This is a genomic window from Bradyrhizobium sp. USDA 376 (assembly GCF_054063675.1).
On sequence record NZ_JBSSGN010000001.1, the window covers coordinates 6,953,864 to 6,967,814 of the forward strand.

A 13,951-nucleotide genomic window follows, 5' to 3' on the forward strand; every position below is an offset into this window, starting at 1 on the left:
CCTCACCCATAGTCATTACCCTTTGTTGACCTTTCTTTGCAAAGGTCGGCCACAGGCCGAATTACGCATTTTTTCGTTTTCTCGACAGGTTTCGCGAATGACCATGGCTGCGGCGATGCAAAGCCGGACGGCAGAAGCGCCAGCGCGGTCGAAAGCAAGCCGTATCGCGCATGTCGATATCCTCAGTGACCTCGGCGAGGCCGAGGCGGTGTGGCGTGCCTTCGAGGAGCCTGGTCATCTCTTCACGCCCTATCAACGCTTTGACCTGCTCGGCCCCTGGCAACAGCAGGTCGGCGGTTGCGAAGGTGCCAGCCCCTTCATCGTCATCGCCAGCGACGCCGATCGCCAGCCACTTCTGCTGCTGCCGCTCTCGCTGCGCCAGGGCCACGGCGTGCGCACGGCCTGCTTCATGGGCGGCAAGCACACGACCTTCAACATGGGCCTGTGGAACGCCGAGTTCGCAGGCGAGGCCGGCACCGCCGATCTCGACGCGCTGCTTGCGCCGCTGCGCGCGCATGTCGACGTGCTCGCGCTGACGCAGCAGCCGCTGCGCTGGAGCGACCAGCAGAACCCGTTCGCGGCCCTGCCACGGCAGAGCGCGATCAACGGCTGCCCGCTGCTGACGATGGAGCCGGGCGGCCCGCCCGCATCGCGGATCAGCAATTCCTTCCGCCGCCGCCTCAAGAGCAAGGAGAAGAAGCTCCAGTCGCTCGCCGGCTACCGCTATCACCTGGCCACCACGGACGCGGACGTTACCCGCCTGCTCGACTGGTTCTTCCGCGTCAAACCGGCGCGGATGGCCGAACAGAAGCTCCCGAACGTTTTCGCCGAACCGGGCGTCGAGCAATTCATCCGCAGCGCGTGCCTCGCGCCGCGCGGCGAAGGCCGCGTCATCGACATCCACGCGCTCGAATGCGACGAGGAAGTGATCGCGATCTTCGCCGGCGTTGCCGACGGCCAGCGCTTCTCGATGATGTTCAACACCTACACGATGTCGGAGCACGCCCGCTACAGCCCGGGGCTCATCCTGATGCGCTACATCATCGACCGCTACGGCGAGCGCGGCTACCGCTCGCTCGACCTCGGCATCGGCTCGGACGAGTACAAGCGGATGTTCTGCAAGGACGACGAGGACATCTTCGACAGTTTCGTGCCGCTGACCTCGCGCGGCAAGCTCGCGGCGATGGCGATGTCCTCGCTGAGCCACGGCAAGCGGCTGGTGAAGCAGAACCAGGTTCTGTTCGATCTGGCCCGACGGCTGCGGCAGGCGTTCGGGTAGGCTTCGCAGTATCGTAGGGTGGGCAAAGCGAAGCGTGCCCACGTCTGCCGCAATCGTTGAAAGGTGGTGGGCACGGCGCAAGTGCGCCTTTGCCCACCCTACGATTCCGGACTCGCGGAGAGAGACCCCCTCACCCGTCTCCCACAAGGGGAAAAGGTTAGCTGTTCGCGGCTATTCGCGGCCATCCTTTGTTATTCGGAAGCCCCCGTAACCTATTGAACCACGAACCTTTCTCGATACGTTCCCGTCAACGGCCGTTCGCCGCCATAAGCCGCTAGCCGGGGCCCTTTACAGTACCGATTACAGTATCGGCACCCGCGCTGGCAATCGAAAGCCAAACCGGGAATCATCATGAAAACCATCACCACCGACGTACAGGTCCGCAATCTCAAACCCGCCGCCGAGGATTATCGCCGCACGGTCGGCGGTAATCTCTATCTGCTGATCAAGGCCAATGGATCGAAGCTCTGGCGCTACGACTACAAGGTCGGCACGCGGAAGACGCTCGCGATCGGCGCTTACCCGGAGGTCTCGCTCTCCGATGCGATGACCGCACGCGACAACGCCGCCCGTCTGGTCAAGCGCGGCATTGATCCGAAGGACCATCGCGATCAGGAGCGCCGGGCCGAGGCCGAGAGGAAGGCCGCCGAAAGCCCTTTCGGCGCTGACGCCGACGGATGGCTCAAGACCCGCGAGGGCAGCGCAAAGAAAACCTACCTGCGCGACGAATTGATGGTCCGTTATCTCAAGGAAGGCGCCGACAGCATCCCGGGCTTTGGCGCGGTCAATACCAATCAGGTCGCATTGAGCCACATCCTGCCGCTGCTCAACCATTTCAATCACGAAACCCGGCGGCGCCTTCTCTCGACCGCCCGCAACGTCATCTCCTTCGCCCGGGTCCACAACCACTTTCCGCAGGATCGGCAATCGCCATTTGCCGAGATCAAGCTGGGCGACGGCTTCGCGCCGCACCAGACGAAGAACCGGCCCGCGATCATCCAGCCCGATGACTTCGGCGACCTCATTCGCCAGATCGATGATTTCGGGACCATCATTCCCTCGATGTCAGCGCGGCGCCGGAAGTTGATCCGCTACGCCTTGCAGTTGCTGGCGCTCACCTTCGTGCGCCCGGGCACTATCGAGACGGCGGAGTGGGATCACTTCCATTTCGGCAAGGACCACAGCTTCTGGATCGTGCCGTTCGCGAAGCTCAAGATGCGGACCGAGCGCGCCAAGAAAGGCAACCGGAACGATTTCTTGGTGCCGCTCTCCCGCCAGGCGGTCGCGCTCTTGCGGGAATTGCGCACGATCACCGGATCGAGCCGCTACCTATTCCCCGGCGCCGATCGCAAGGCGACCGCGAAGAAGGCGGCCAGCAGTGGCATGATCGCCGAGGGCAGTCTCAACGACGCGCTGCACTTGCTCGGGTACAAGGGCAAGCATTGCGCCCACGGCGTCCGATCGAGCGCCTCGACCATGCTCAATCGCGAGCGTATCAATGGGCGCCGCCGGTTCGAGCAAGCACTGGTCGAGATGCAGCAGGACCGCCTCGATGCATCGACCCGGGCGATCTACGATCGCGACGATCGCTTGCCCGAGCGCATCGAGCTAATGCAGTTTTGGGCGGATATGGTCGATACGTTGCGCGCAACCGGCGCCCCGAAACTGCGGGTGGCCGCCTGACCGCTGGCACAAACTGCATAAAAATAGGGCCGCTTCGCGCGGCCCTATTCGTCGCGGATCAGGAGATTGCATGGATCGGAGCGCCACGTCGAGCTGCCGCAACCCGTCGGCCAAGCCCATTGTGGTGTAAGAAGAAGGTGTGGAGGAATTCATGAAAGACCCGCCCCCGCGGATGGTGCGAGGGCGGGCAAGTAGGCGGGTGGCCGCCTGACCACGATCAGGTCGGCGCGTGTGCGAATTCCCGCCACAACCTCAATACGTCGGATGACCGCTTTGGTCACCGTCAAAATGCATGGCGGTTATCAGAAAATCGCGGGGCGCGCTGCGTCGAGGGTTTCCAACTCTCGGGCAGCGGTGATGATCGCCTCGCGGACTTTCGTCATGTATGCGGCGTCAACTCGGGCCGCGAAGAAGTCGGGATTGGCGCGATAGTCGCGACCGACCCTGCTGGTGACGCCCTCGCGGATCAGTGCGCGGACGGCACGCTGAACATTGGAACGAGGAACTCTCAGAATTTTCTCGATGTCGGCAATCGATAATGGCGGCTTTCCCGCCTCATCGTTCCGCCTCACCACCATCGACACGAGCAGTTCTTCCCAGCTCGCCCCAACATGCTTGCGGCGATAAACGCGCTGCATCGCCGCGACAATCGTGAGAACCATATCGGCGACAATCGCCTGCTGCCGTTGCCGTTTGATCACATCTTGTTTTGTATCTCGTGCCATGAACCTCACTACTACGCGCCCTGGAATAGATCGAGATGGAGTGCGCGCGACGTTTCTTGTGATTTGACTCGATTGATAATGCTTCTTTTTCCCTGACCAACTTGGTCATCTCGCGCGAGGCGAATGCACTCTTGCGCTCATTCGCTCCGAGGTCGTCAGGATCTCGGAGCAATGATGTTCGCGGGTATCGGGCTAACTCTCGCCGTATTTGGTATTCCAATGATGATGTAAGGAGACGCGGGCACAACTGCTCGCGTCGCCATCGCAGCGGGCAAACCGCGCGAACAAAAGAAGCGTGTGTGGGAGTTTGACGGGCCATGCGAAGGTGTGGAGACTGTCAGCTGTGCTGTAAGCTATTGCCGATGCCGCCCTTGAGGAAAGGCGCTGGCGTCGCGTGCCGCTTCCAGAAATTCCACAAGGGCTGCATTGTCTATCACACGCACCAGATGCCGCCCGAATGCGGCCTCTGGAACTGCCGCTGGCTGATCAACGACGACGCCGCCGAACTCTCCCGGCCCGATCGCTCGCACTACGTCATCGACCTGATGCCGGATTTCATCACCATCACGAATGGTGACGGCTCCAAGCAGAACATCCAAGTCGTCCAGATTTGGGTTGATCCCAAATACCCGGACGCGCACCGCGACCCGGCCCAGCGCCGTTGGCTCTATCGCCGCGCCGAGGACGGCATCGCCGCGCTCATTCGCTTCAACGCCTGCGACGCCCTGACCGTGTTCGCGCCGCCCTTCGACGACAAAGGCGAATGGCACGAGATCAGCGGCGCCAGGACCGGCGCCACGCATTCATTCGCAGAGATCGATGCGGCGCTCGGCGGTCGCGCGGCGGCGATCGTCTAGCCATAGAGAAGGAAGAAGGAGCTAACAACCATGGCCTACTCCAATGAGCTGACCGAGATCGCGGTTAACGAGCTGAAGGCGCACGGGATCAAGGCGCATCTCCGCGACACCAATGGCGGCCATATCGAGATCGCGTGGCAGGTCGTTCCCGAGAAGGAGGTTCGCAAGATCGTCGTCGCCAAGTCCACCAGCGACTGGCGCTCACGCATGAATACCCGCGCCGACGTGCGCAGGCTGCTCCGTGCCGACAACGTCTCGCCGAAGATGTCGCAGGAGAAGCCGAAGAAGCCGGCGCAGTTGCTGGTCCAAAAGGCAATGTCGTTGCCGCAGCCCGACGTGCTGCCCATACCGGACCAAGTCGCCGCGATGCGCAGCGAGATGGCTGATCTCAGCGAACTGGTGGTGCGCCTCATCAAGATCGTGACCGGCGTTCGCGACACCATCGCGGCCTATGTGCCGAAGCCCGTGGAAGCCGCTCCGAAACCGACCTCGTCGCGCAGCGTCAAATTGGTCGAATACCTCTCGCGCGACCGATGGGTGACCATCGACACGCTGCCGCGAGACACCGGGCTCACAGCAGAGCAGATCAAGCTGAAGCTTCAGTATCTGAAGAACCACGACGAGATCGAGATATTCCGGGGACAGGTCAAGCTGAAGCCGCCGAAGGACGGCAAGGCAGCGAAGAAGAAGGTTCACTGGAAGACCGCGCAGAAGATGGCGAGGGAGGCGGCCGAGGCCGCGAAGCCGCCAGCAGGGAAGAACGGGAAGACCGCGAAGGCCGCAGTTCGTGCGGCTGGGTCGATCCGCCCCGCTCGTGCCGCTCGCGCAGTTTTCGGCTGATGTCGAACGCGAGCGCAAGGCCGGCTGGCTCGCAAACAGAACCGCGGCGCCAAAAAGAAGCGGAAGGCCAACGGCCACGCAAAAAAATGAAGGAGAAAGTGAAATCATGGGACGTAAGGCAACGACGTATCGGAAGATCGGCACCACCAACAAGCGTTCTGCCGACGAGCGCGATGTGCGGATCGGTCAGCGTCTTCGCACGCGCCGGATGGAACTGAAGATCAGCCAGCAGGAGCTTGGTCAGGTGCTCGGCGTCAGCTTCCAGCAAATCCAGAAGTACGAGAAAGGGGTCAATCGGGTCGGCGCCGCGCGGCTGGTGCAACTCGCCGAGGCGCTCGACACCAACACCGGTTATTTCATCGGGGAACTGGAAAAGGGGCGTGGCCACGAGAGCGAGTTCGGTGAGTTCATGGCGACACGCGAGGGCGTCGCCATCATCGAGGCCATGATGACAATCGACGAGGAGAGGGTGCGGCGGCTCGTGATCGATATTGCCCGCGCGCTCGGCGAACTCTGCAAAGCAGCATGATCGATCAGGCGGACCTGCCGAAACGGATTGGCGATCTGTCCCTCGTTTGGCACCCGACCGAGCGAGAGCGGATCGAGATCGCGGGCATGTTGCGCGAGCGGAATGCTATGCTCGACATGCCCCCTTCGGATGCGGTCGCGGCACTCGTTGGCGATCTGCGGAGGGGCCAGCGCTGGCAAATCCATGGCGGCCTGGCGACCGTCGAGACCGCGCTGGAAGCAAGCCGGGTCCGCCAGCAGGCCGCCGATCTGCTCGAACGCTTCGATCGGCTCACCGTCGCGCTCGTGCGGCGCGTGGCCCGATCGGCGCGATCCGAAGAAGCGGAAGCGAGAAAATGACGGAGGACGACCACGAGCGGCACATTGCCGATGCGGCGCGGATCATCGACCAATACGCCTTTGGCAAAAATCCAAACGAGGCGATGCTCCGCCGCCAGCAGATTGCGACGCGCAAGGCCACCGACATCATCGGCGTGCAGCGCGCGGTGATCGAAGAACTGGTCGGCGAACTTGCGCTTGCGCACAAGCAGATTGCCGACATGCTCGCAATCTCGTCGACCTTGAGCAGCGATTTTCAGAAGGAACTCGGGCCCGGGATCGAGCGGCGCACCGAATTGCTGGCCCGCCATGGGAGGACGCCCGATGACTGAGGATTGCGATTTCCATGCGGCCTTGTGCGAGGGACCGATGGGCTATTCCGAGCAGATCAGGCCGGCCCTGTTGCCGCCAAAGCCGGAGCTGGCAGGCACGACGGTCGCGCAACTGCTCGCAATCTCCTGGCCGGGCACGCGACCCCGCTTCGCGAGACCGCGCTCCGCCTAGTGGTCGACTGTGCCAAGGGAGTGGTGCCGGTCATTGTCGGGAAATGCGCGAGGCAGGCCGCGCGCCGACAGACGGAATGGCGGCGCAAACGCATTTGAGAGATCAATGGCGCGGGGCGTTAGTATCCGCTGAGTGTCAGGTAGCCTTCCCGCCGAATGCGGATGGCTGAAGCGGGCCTCGGATCAACCCGCGTTGCGCTTCCGCATGGCGTAGACTTAAAATTCCGAGCTTAGCCAATGAAAGGGCAGCGAGCCTGAAGCGCCCCGCGCTTGTCCGGCGCCACTCTTCAATGATCGAGCCGTGTTTTGTCATCCCGCTTCTTACTCATCAGGTTTGACTGTTGTACTCGCGGCCACCGTTAAACTCGACAAACCGGCCTGTTCGCTCATCGTATCGCCAGCACGCTCGGGTGGTGTGGCCGCTTGTGAACGTGCCGCGATACCGAATGATGACCCAGAAGAACAGATGCATGTCGCCAAAATCGGGGCGGTCACCTTCGTAGTCGTCAAACACCACATCATTCCATGCAAGCCCCTCATCCAGATCATGGCGGGGCTCGCCAGGCACGAGGACAGCGGAGACCGCAAGGGGATGATTGCAGTCATAGTTGACCGGCGCTAGCGGTTCTGCGTGCACGCCCAGGCTTACTTGCATGGCTTCGATGACAGCGGGAAGCTTCCCATAGTTTGCGACTGAGTAAGTGACAGACAACCTCACACCCTCGGTCCCGTTTTCCCAATCCTCCCAACGTACGATCTTGAGAGGGCTCACATTGAAGACAAAGACGTAAGGGCGCTCAATCTTGTTGAGGGTATCTTCGGCGGCACAAGCTTGCCGAGTAGCCACATCCAAACTGCCCTTGATGAAACGAAGCTGATAGACGAAGAGTACGGCTTGGATTGTCGCCACAACGAATTGCAGCGAAGTGAAGAAGCCACTCGCATCCTTGGTGAACCAACTGAGCAAGGGTTCGCCTGCTCTCGCAGACGGCATGAAGGCCATTTCCACTGCGAAAGCGGCGACGGTGAGCAAGCAACCTATAACAACCTCGGGCACTCGGAACTTCATGCGCGCTCCTCTGTTGAGAGGTGCCGTTGCGGCCCTACCAGTTCGCCATCAGGTTTGCAATCCAGTCGGCACCTATGCAGACCAGTAGGTGTAGGAGTTGAATTGCTGTGTCAGGTTGCGGAACGCAGCGCTACCGATCGCGCGGGCGATCATCTCGCGCCGTCGCCGTCACTAGATGGCGACACTCTTGAGAATGATGCATGGCATCCGCCTCCGGGCCACGATGCGGCCCGCCAAAAGCCCCGCGGGCGAGAGCCCTGCCGATCCGAGTGAAGCCGCGAATAAAGCCCGCACCAGCCGTCAGCGGCACGGGCGAGCGCGAATAAGGACCTAGACTGCTGATTCAATTGCCCCTGCGTGGCGACTTTATAGGTCAACCGCTCGACGAGCACTCCATCACCTCTACGTGAAACGAGTTGGCTACGCGGACGATCGCCCGCCTGCTATCACTGGCCCATGCTAAACCCTGCGCAAGATCCGCATGAACGACTACAGCGTTCTTGAGGACCGTGTTAGGCGCGCTGAATAATCGGTGCAGACTAGGCACACCCGTTAGTGCGCCAACTCGACAAGCGGCTTACAGGCAAGCCAAGCCTCAGCCACGAGATCGAGCGCGTTGGCATTGCGCAACCCGGGGCAACGTTCATAGCGGAACAGAACGCCCATTTGCATCTGGTAGTTAGAACTTTCCTTGTGCACGAATGAGTTATAGGCGGCGGACAACCATCGTGGCTGCACTTTTGGGGAACCACTCTGAGGAACCGCCGTGCGGAGATCAAAGTCGATTCGCGCGTCAACAAACGGTATAGCGCGCTGGGACGGAAAGCGTCGCTGTACACCCCGGCACCACGGGGTAGCGCCTGGATGCTTGCGCAACAGCGGCTTCAAATTGTTCAGCACGCGGGTTGCAAGTTGCTGAAAGCCATCTTCGCCCAATTTGATGAGATTACGTCGCATGGTGCCGTTCACCGCATTAGGAACTGTCACCATTGCTTCCAGCTGTTGCGCCACTACCCCCAGCGTTAGGTGCGGATAACTTGTGAAATTCTCAACCTCGCCGGACGATGCGAGCGACAAGAAGTCCCACACCGCGTCACTCTGTCGTCCCGTTATGGCGGAACGGCCCGGCGCTTTGGGATTTCGAGGATGGATAGCTGCCGGAGCTACGATCCTGATCGGTCTTGTGGCATGGCTGATGAAGTAATGAGGGACGAGGGTGCCGGTATGTCCAGGGTCCTTAAGGAAGGCGCCAATCTTTTTTCTGCCGCGTTCGAGGGCATAATTTGGGGGCGTCGGCGTATTGCTGACGGAATAGCCGTTTTTAACAAAAAGGATATTTGATGATCAAAGTGCATGTTTATCGCCAAAAACTAGGGATGGGTTATACCATCGATCCAGACGCGTTTCCCCCGCCAGAAGGATGGTCTCACTTCAGAACGATCGAATGCTTCGCATCCACCCCGTTTCTGGGTAGCGAGGCGGTCAAATTGTTGTCCGGTCTTTCAAGGGACGGCTTCCACATCCCGTCCGAATCGTATTGAGCGATCCGCCATCGAGCGGCGCGACGATCGAGTGGGCCTATCGGCTATTCGGCGCGCTTATAGGTATGGCACCAATGGTGCTGGCGCGCCGGTCTCGGCGCCGGATTGCTCACCGATCGGCTCAAGGCGATGGTTAAAGCGGGGCCGAGTTCGGGAGTTTCCCGTCGGTCTGTTCACACGCGCCTATTTCAAACAGTGGCTCGCGATCTCGGCGAGCAGAGCGTCCTTTCGTTCGACGGCTTGCGCGATCTCGCGGAGCATGAACGCGAAGCCGGACAGAAACAGCAGGTTGATGACGACGAGGGCCAGCGCCAGCGGCTGACCCTTGAGGCTTTCGGCCACGCCCGTCGCCAGCTTGCCGATCGTGCCCATGGCTACGCCACCGCCACGAACGCCAGCGACCGGGCGGTCCAGATTGAGGCCAGCGCAAACTCGATATCGCTGTCCGCGCCGCGCAACTTCGGCATCAGCTCACGCGGATTAGCTGACGCGCGTCGCTTGCAGATAACCCGAACCGCCATAGGACGCACCGGTGAACGTAGCGATCATGACCCCGAAGTAGCTCGTGTTGGCCGTCACCGCGACACGCCAACGAGGATGAGTGAACATCATTGAGACGTCGGTCGCTGCTGGCAACCGATAGTGGAGGTTCACGCCGACGTTAGGAGAACCGTTGTTGGTGGTGGAGATGCCGACTTGGATGTCACTCGTGCTCGTCGCACCCGGACCGCCGGACACCGCGCACAATTCCAAGTCCCACACGCCGGGCGTGACCGTGATGCTCCCTCCGTTTTGCACGACGCCGGAGCCGGTAAAATTCCAACCGAGACTGGCGTAGATGCGCTCGCCGACGTTACCCGCCAACGGCTGTTGAGCGCCCGTCGTGCCGACGATCTGGCCAACCGGGGATGAACCGATGGCCGTGACGCCGATGTTGCTGCGGGCCTGACCCTGCTGGCCAGTCGTGAGCGATTGAGCCACGTCGAAGCGAACAAATGCTCCAGCGGCATCAACCCATGCGCCATTCCTGCGCGTGTAATAGATGCCGTCGCTTGTGCTCGGCGTCTCCGGCACCGCGCCGGGCGGACCCTGAATGCCTTGCGGCCCACGGATGTTGCCGGCCGGCGAGCCCCACGCACCCGACGTCAGTGTGTAGACATCGCCGTTCGTGGTGTTGAGATAGTTGTCGCCGTCAAGCTGACCCGAGATCGTGCCGGGAGCGCCAGCGCCGGTATAGAACAGGCTTCCGCGCTGACCCGTGGCGCCTTGAATGCCCTGAATGCCCTGAATGCCTTGCGGACCCTGCGGACCAACCAGCGATGTCCCCGCAGGCCATGCGCCGCTGGCTTTCGGGCCGAACATGAAGTGCGTCGTGGTGTTAATGTAGAAGTTGCCATCAACACCAACGGCGCCGGTCGGATCAGCCGTGCCATAGAGCACGGTGTTGCCGGGAATGCCTTGCGGCCCGATCAGCGATGTGCCCGCAGGCCAGATGTTGGCCGCCTTGGGACCGAAGATGAAATGCGTCGTCGTGTTGATATAGAAATCGCCGTTGCGACCATCGGAGTTGACCGGATCGACCGACCCATAGAGCACGGTGTTGCCGGGCGTGCCCTGCGGGCCCGGCGGTCCCGCAATGGTCGAAGGCGCGCCTGGCGGCCCCTGCGGGCCCGGCGGGCCTTGCTCCAACTCTTGGATCACCTCGACCCGATAGTCGGTGACGACAGTGACACTCTCGCCAGCGAGCGGCGTCGAGACATCCGTGTCCTGGCCGACCTCGACCGTGCTCATCGGGTCGCCCCCGCATTGTTCACGAGCGACCCGGACCAGATGCGCAATTGCATCGTGCCGACGATCCTGATCAGCGAGTGCTCATACGAGCCGAGCGCCAGCCGAACCAGTTGATCCTGCGTGATCCGCACCGTGAATTTGCCGTGCGGCGGATCGACGATCGCGAGCCCGCCGTTCTCGGTGGTCAGCAACATCTCCTCGGCGGCATCCGCCGCGTGCCTGCGAATACCCATGCGCATGGCGTTGCCGGTCAGATCGATCGGCGCGCCATCGAGCGTCTGGTAGGCGAACTGCCGATAGAAGTCGGCATCGTTCTGACAGGTGATGTTTACGATCGCCATCCGATGTCCACCGGGCTCGTCCGCCGCAAGCTGGTGCCGAACGCCTGATCGATCTGCTCGATTGTGGTGATCGTGCCCCCGTCGATGCCGCTGACCACTTGGCTGTAAGTGTCGTAGGTGCCGATGATGAAAGCGGTGATCTGGGTGAACAGGCTATCGATGTCGGCCTTGCTCAACGTCACCGCGCTGCGATCCGGCAATACCCAAGCGACCGTGAACGGCGGATCGATCGCCCCTGCTTGCTGATACCGGTTGATCAGGCTTTGCGTATAGGCGTCAGTTCTGGTCTCGGTCACTCCCGCGACGTCAGTAATCGCGCAGCCGTCATGCTCCTTCTGGTCGCGAAGGTAGAAGGCGTAAGCCTTGAGATCGACCGCGACCTTGTACGGGAACAGCACCCTTTGAAGCTCCGCGAGCGTCTGGTTGCCGTCGCCATCGCGCGGCCAGGTTGTCGGCGCCGCGAATTCCTTGAACGCGAGATAGTCCGCATCGTCCTCGGCAACGATCTGCTGGCGCGCGCTCGCAAAGACACGTCCGTCATCGGCTCGCCAGTACCAATCATGCGGATTGTAGAGGTTAGACATACTGGCCTCCCGACAACTGCGTGCCCGCGATGCTTCCCGGCACATAGGTCGCGCCGCCACCGCCCGTGTTGATGATGCCGTTGGTTGCGGCGTAGTAGCGCTGGCCTGTCGCCGCGCCGGTCACGTCAGCCACCCAATCGACAACGCCGACATCGAAACAGCGGATGAACGCAGTGCCGTAGTTCGGCGTGCCGACGATGTTGAGCGTCATGTGGATGGAGATCGGACAATCCGCTTTCGAGGCTTGCGAGCACTCGATGAAGCAACCCGGCGAGTAGGGACCGCCCGGCGTGCCGCCGGAGATCTTGAAGGCAGACAGGCCGAAGCGAAGTTGCGCGCCGTTCACGAGGCGATTTTGCGCACCAACGGTCGCGCCCCATTCCATGTTGTCGATGCTCAGGGAGTGCGGGCCGTTGCCATAGATGCCGTTGCACTCGGAGATGCTGCCGACACCAGTGTGCGTAACCTTGAAGCCCTGCATATAGTTGGCGATGCCAGCGAAACCGACGGCGGCGTTCGTCTGATTGGCGGCGATCAGGCAATTTGCAGGCGTTGCCGTATTGCCGTGCCACAACACGTTGCCTTGCCCGGCGACTTGCGGAAGCTGCACGGGACCATAGGTGCCGTCCGCAACGTAGACATCGACATTGTAGCCGTTCAGGTTGAACTTGGAGATGGCGTTCGACGCCTTCTGCAATGTCTTGAATGGTCCCTTCGGCGAGGTGCCGACCGCCGCCTGTGAACCATCGAAATTGTCGTCCCCGATGTTCGCGTTGACGTAGTAGGTGCGCGGCGCAGTGAGATAGATCGGGCCGCCCGAACCGGCGGCATTGATGCCGGTCAGCACCCATTGCGCGCCGTCATAGACGAACGTCGCGATCTGGCCCGCAATTAGATCGTATTGTTGCAGATTGGTGCCATCAGGCCGCACGACGTGCTTTGGCGACAACGGATAGAGGGCAAGCGTGCTATCGCCTGCGTTGGTCGCGCCGACCTTGAGCCGACAGACCATGCCGGTGAAATAGTCGTCCGCTGCGGGCGAGAGATGCGCGACATAGGCGTTCGCGGTGCCGTAGTCGGCGGAATAGTTCAATCGCGACGACTGGATCGCCTTCGCAAGCTGGTGCAGATCGGCGTCGGTTGGGGCGGCGATGTTAACGTCGGTAATGAGGTTGACGATTTCCCGCTGCGGGTACTCGATGCTCTCGGCAGGCGGGATGCTGCCCGCTCGACCGACCGACGGATCTCCGTTGACGTAGGAGCCGTTCGGGTCGGTGATGCCGTAGGGCTGATGATACTTCATGCTCGCGCGTCCTCTTCACAGCGCGCCAGGGCGGCTGCCGGTTTGTCAGGTCGGGGGTCGATCGGAGTTCGCTTCTAGGGCGTGCCCGCCATCGGGCCGCCAGTGCTCAAGCCGGAATAGTCGAAGATGATTTGCGTGTGCGCGGGCTTCCACCGATTGAGCAGGCATTCGAGATCGGTCGCGAGGCCGATCCGCAAATGCGGATCGACGCCAGTTTGCCCGCCGCCGCCACCGCAGCGAAACCACGTCAATCGCGCTTGGTCGACGTGCACGGTCCAATAGTGCCGGTTGGTATCGGGGCCCAGCCCGTAGTTCGGCCACTCGGACAACTCGCCTTCCGCGACCGGGACGCCGCGCGGATTGCAGGCCGCGATTTCGCCGAGAACGAATGTCTCGCTGTAGAACGGCACCGAGCCGTCGCCACAGACGCGATTGTCGCCGCAACGATCGATGCCGCAGACGAACGTGCGATATTCGGTGATCGTGATCGTGTAATCGTCGCCGCTGCGCGTCACATGCCGGTCAATCATAAAGGATGGTCCCGACGAACGGCATGTGGCCGGGCTCCGGCATAGGCGTGGTGACGAAC

17 protein-coding genes are annotated in these 13,951 nt (G+C 61.6%); 8 read left to right on the forward strand and 9 right to left on the reverse strand.

Translation table 11 applies throughout. The features are described from left to right. Positions 1-97 precede the first annotated feature (97 nt). Positions 98-1,279 carry a GNAT family N-acetyltransferase gene (locus tag ACVJ19_RS32365; RefSeq protein WP_453953180.1) on the forward strand — a complete coding sequence of 394 codons (1,182 nt, stop codon included), beginning with the start codon at positions 98-100 and terminating at the stop codon, positions 1,277-1,279. Between the two features lie 351 nt (positions 1,280-1,630). Continuing rightward, the gene (locus ACVJ19_RS32370) at positions 1,631-2,962 is read left to right on the forward strand and encodes a tyrosine-type recombinase/integrase (RefSeq protein ID WP_166352141.1); all 1,332 of its coding nucleotides are present in this window, start codon (positions 1,631-1,633) and stop codon (positions 2,960-2,962) included. A 302-nt stretch (positions 2,963-3,264) separates the two neighbouring features. On the opposite strand, the gene ACVJ19_RS32375 is transcribed toward ACVJ19_RS32370, so the two are convergent. Beyond that, positions 3,265-3,687 (reverse strand): hypothetical protein, encoded by a 423-nt coding sequence (locus ACVJ19_RS32375; RefSeq protein ID WP_035679974.1) that lies wholly within the window; start codon positions 3,685-3,687, stop codon positions 3,265-3,267. A 371-nt stretch (positions 3,688-4,058) separates the two neighbouring features. Between ACVJ19_RS32375 and ACVJ19_RS32380 the strand changes: the two genes are divergently transcribed. The 6 genes from ACVJ19_RS32380 to ACVJ19_RS32405 are packed head-to-tail and all read left to right on the forward strand — an operon-like array spanning position 4,059 to position 6,734. Further along, positions 4,059-4,544: a hypothetical protein gene (locus ACVJ19_RS32380; RefSeq protein ID WP_049831746.1), complete on the forward strand. Its 486-nt coding sequence runs from the start codon at positions 4,059-4,061 to the stop codon at positions 4,542-4,544. Between the two features lie 30 nt (positions 4,545-4,574). After that, positions 4,575-5,384 carry a hypothetical protein gene (locus ACVJ19_RS32385; RefSeq protein ID WP_028150370.1) on the forward strand — a complete coding sequence of 270 codons (810 nt, stop codon included), beginning with the start codon at positions 4,575-4,577 and terminating at the stop codon, positions 5,382-5,384. Further along, on the forward strand, positions 5,359-5,913 hold the full coding sequence (locus tag ACVJ19_RS32390) for a helix-turn-helix domain-containing protein (protein WP_157783718.1): 555 nt from the start codon (positions 5,359-5,361) through the stop codon (positions 5,911-5,913). The genes ACVJ19_RS32385 and ACVJ19_RS32390 overlap by 26 nt, the downstream gene beginning before the upstream one ends. Next, positions 5,910-6,251 (forward strand): hypothetical protein, encoded by a 342-nt coding sequence (locus ACVJ19_RS32395; protein WP_028154551.1) that lies wholly within the window; start codon positions 5,910-5,912, stop codon positions 6,249-6,251. The genes ACVJ19_RS32390 and ACVJ19_RS32395 overlap by 4 nt, the downstream gene beginning before the upstream one ends. Next, positions 6,248-6,562 (forward strand): hypothetical protein, encoded by a 315-nt coding sequence (locus tag ACVJ19_RS32400; RefSeq protein WP_453953181.1) that lies wholly within the window; start codon positions 6,248-6,250, stop codon positions 6,560-6,562. Before ACVJ19_RS32395 ends, ACVJ19_RS32400 begins: the two co-directional genes overlap by 4 nt. Beyond that, positions 6,555-6,734, forward strand: a complete 180-nt coding sequence (locus ACVJ19_RS32405) for a hypothetical protein (protein WP_453953182.1) — start codon at positions 6,555-6,557, stop codon at positions 6,732-6,734. Before ACVJ19_RS32400 ends, ACVJ19_RS32405 begins: the two co-directional genes overlap by 8 nt. 327 nt (positions 6,735-7,061) lie before the next feature. Here the strand turns inward: ACVJ19_RS32405 and ACVJ19_RS32410 are convergent, their stop codons facing one another. The 8 genes from ACVJ19_RS32410 to ACVJ19_RS32445 form a co-directional block, all read right to left on the reverse strand. Beyond that, positions 7,062-7,802: a hypothetical protein gene (locus tag ACVJ19_RS32410; protein WP_453953183.1), complete on the reverse strand. Its 741-nt coding sequence runs from the start codon at positions 7,800-7,802 to the stop codon at positions 7,062-7,064. 552 nt (positions 7,803-8,354) lie between these two features. Then, the gene (locus ACVJ19_RS32415; protein WP_453953184.1) at positions 8,355-8,879 is read right to left on the reverse strand and encodes a hypothetical protein; all 525 of its coding nucleotides are present in this window, start codon (positions 8,877-8,879) and stop codon (positions 8,355-8,357) included. Positions 8,880-9,526: 647 nt separating this feature from the next. Further along, positions 9,527-9,715: a hypothetical protein gene (locus ACVJ19_RS32420; RefSeq protein ID WP_453953186.1), complete on the reverse strand. Its 189-nt coding sequence runs from the start codon at positions 9,713-9,715 to the stop codon at positions 9,527-9,529. Between the two features lie 108 nt (positions 9,716-9,823). Continuing rightward, the gene (locus tag ACVJ19_RS32425) at positions 9,824-11,134 is read right to left on the reverse strand and encodes a hypothetical protein (RefSeq protein ID WP_453953187.1); all 1,311 of its coding nucleotides are present in this window, start codon (positions 11,132-11,134) and stop codon (positions 9,824-9,826) included. Further along, positions 11,131-11,475: a hypothetical protein gene (locus ACVJ19_RS32430; RefSeq protein WP_453953188.1), complete on the reverse strand. Its 345-nt coding sequence runs from the start codon at positions 11,473-11,475 to the stop codon at positions 11,131-11,133. Before ACVJ19_RS32430 ends, ACVJ19_RS32425 begins: the two co-directional genes overlap by 4 nt. Next, positions 11,463-12,059, reverse strand: coding sequence for a DUF4376 domain-containing protein (locus tag ACVJ19_RS32435; protein ID WP_453953189.1), 597 nt, complete (start codon positions 12,057-12,059; stop codon positions 11,463-11,465). Before ACVJ19_RS32435 ends, ACVJ19_RS32430 begins: the two co-directional genes overlap by 13 nt. Continuing rightward, a complete protein-coding gene (locus ACVJ19_RS32440) occupies positions 12,052-13,362 on the reverse strand; it encodes a hypothetical protein (RefSeq protein ID WP_453953190.1) in 1,311 nt (436 codons plus the stop codon). The genes ACVJ19_RS32435 and ACVJ19_RS32440 overlap by 8 nt, the downstream gene beginning before the upstream one ends. 74 nt (positions 13,363-13,436) lie before the next feature. Further along, positions 13,437-13,892 carry a hypothetical protein gene (locus ACVJ19_RS32445; RefSeq protein WP_453953191.1) on the reverse strand — a complete coding sequence of 152 codons (456 nt, stop codon included), beginning with the start codon at positions 13,890-13,892 and terminating at the stop codon, positions 13,437-13,439. Between the last annotated feature and the right edge of the window lie 59 nt (positions 13,893-13,951).

Coding starts and splice junctions, on each gene's coding strand:
- ACVJ19_RS32365 (WP_453953180.1), top strand. CDS start 98: ATGACCATGGCTGCGGCGATGCAAAGCCGGACGGCAGAAGCGCCAGCG.
- ACVJ19_RS32370 (WP_166352141.1), top strand. CDS start 1,631: ATGAAAACCATCACCACCGACGTACAGGTCCGCAATCTCAAACCCGCC.
- ACVJ19_RS32375 (WP_035679974.1), bottom strand. CDS start 3,687: ATGGCACGAGATACAAAACAAGATGTGATCAAACGGCAACGGCAGCAG.
- ACVJ19_RS32385 (WP_028150370.1), top strand. CDS start 4,575: ATGGCCTACTCCAATGAGCTGACCGAGATCGCGGTTAACGAGCTGAAG.
- ACVJ19_RS32395 (WP_028154551.1), top strand. CDS start 5,910: ATGATCGATCAGGCGGACCTGCCGAAACGGATTGGCGATCTGTCCCTC.
- ACVJ19_RS32400 (WP_453953181.1), top strand. CDS start 6,248: ATGACGGAGGACGACCACGAGCGGCACATTGCCGATGCGGCGCGGATC.
- ACVJ19_RS32405 (WP_453953182.1), top strand. CDS start 6,555: ATGACTGAGGATTGCGATTTCCATGCGGCCTTGTGCGAGGGACCGATG.
- ACVJ19_RS32410 (WP_453953183.1), bottom strand. CDS start 7,802: ATGAAGTTCCGAGTGCCCGAGGTTGTTATAGGTTGCTTGCTCACCGTC.
- ACVJ19_RS32420 (WP_453953186.1), bottom strand. CDS start 9,715: ATGGGCACGATCGGCAAGCTGGCGACGGGCGTGGCCGAAAGCCTCAAG.
- ACVJ19_RS32425 (WP_453953187.1), bottom strand. CDS start 11,134: ATGAGCACGGTCGAGGTCGGCCAGGACACGGATGTCTCGACGCCGCTC.
- ACVJ19_RS32430 (WP_453953188.1), bottom strand. CDS start 11,475: ATGGCGATCGTAAACATCACCTGTCAGAACGATGCCGACTTCTATCGG.
- ACVJ19_RS32435 (WP_453953189.1), bottom strand. CDS start 12,059: ATGTCTAACCTCTACAATCCGCATGATTGGTACTGGCGAGCCGATGAC.
- ACVJ19_RS32440 (WP_453953190.1), bottom strand. CDS start 13,362: ATGAAGTATCATCAGCCCTACGGCATCACCGACCCGAACGGCTCCTAC.
- ACVJ19_RS32445 (WP_453953191.1), bottom strand. CDS start 13,892: ATGATTGACCGGCATGTGACGCGCAGCGGCGACGATTACACGATCACG.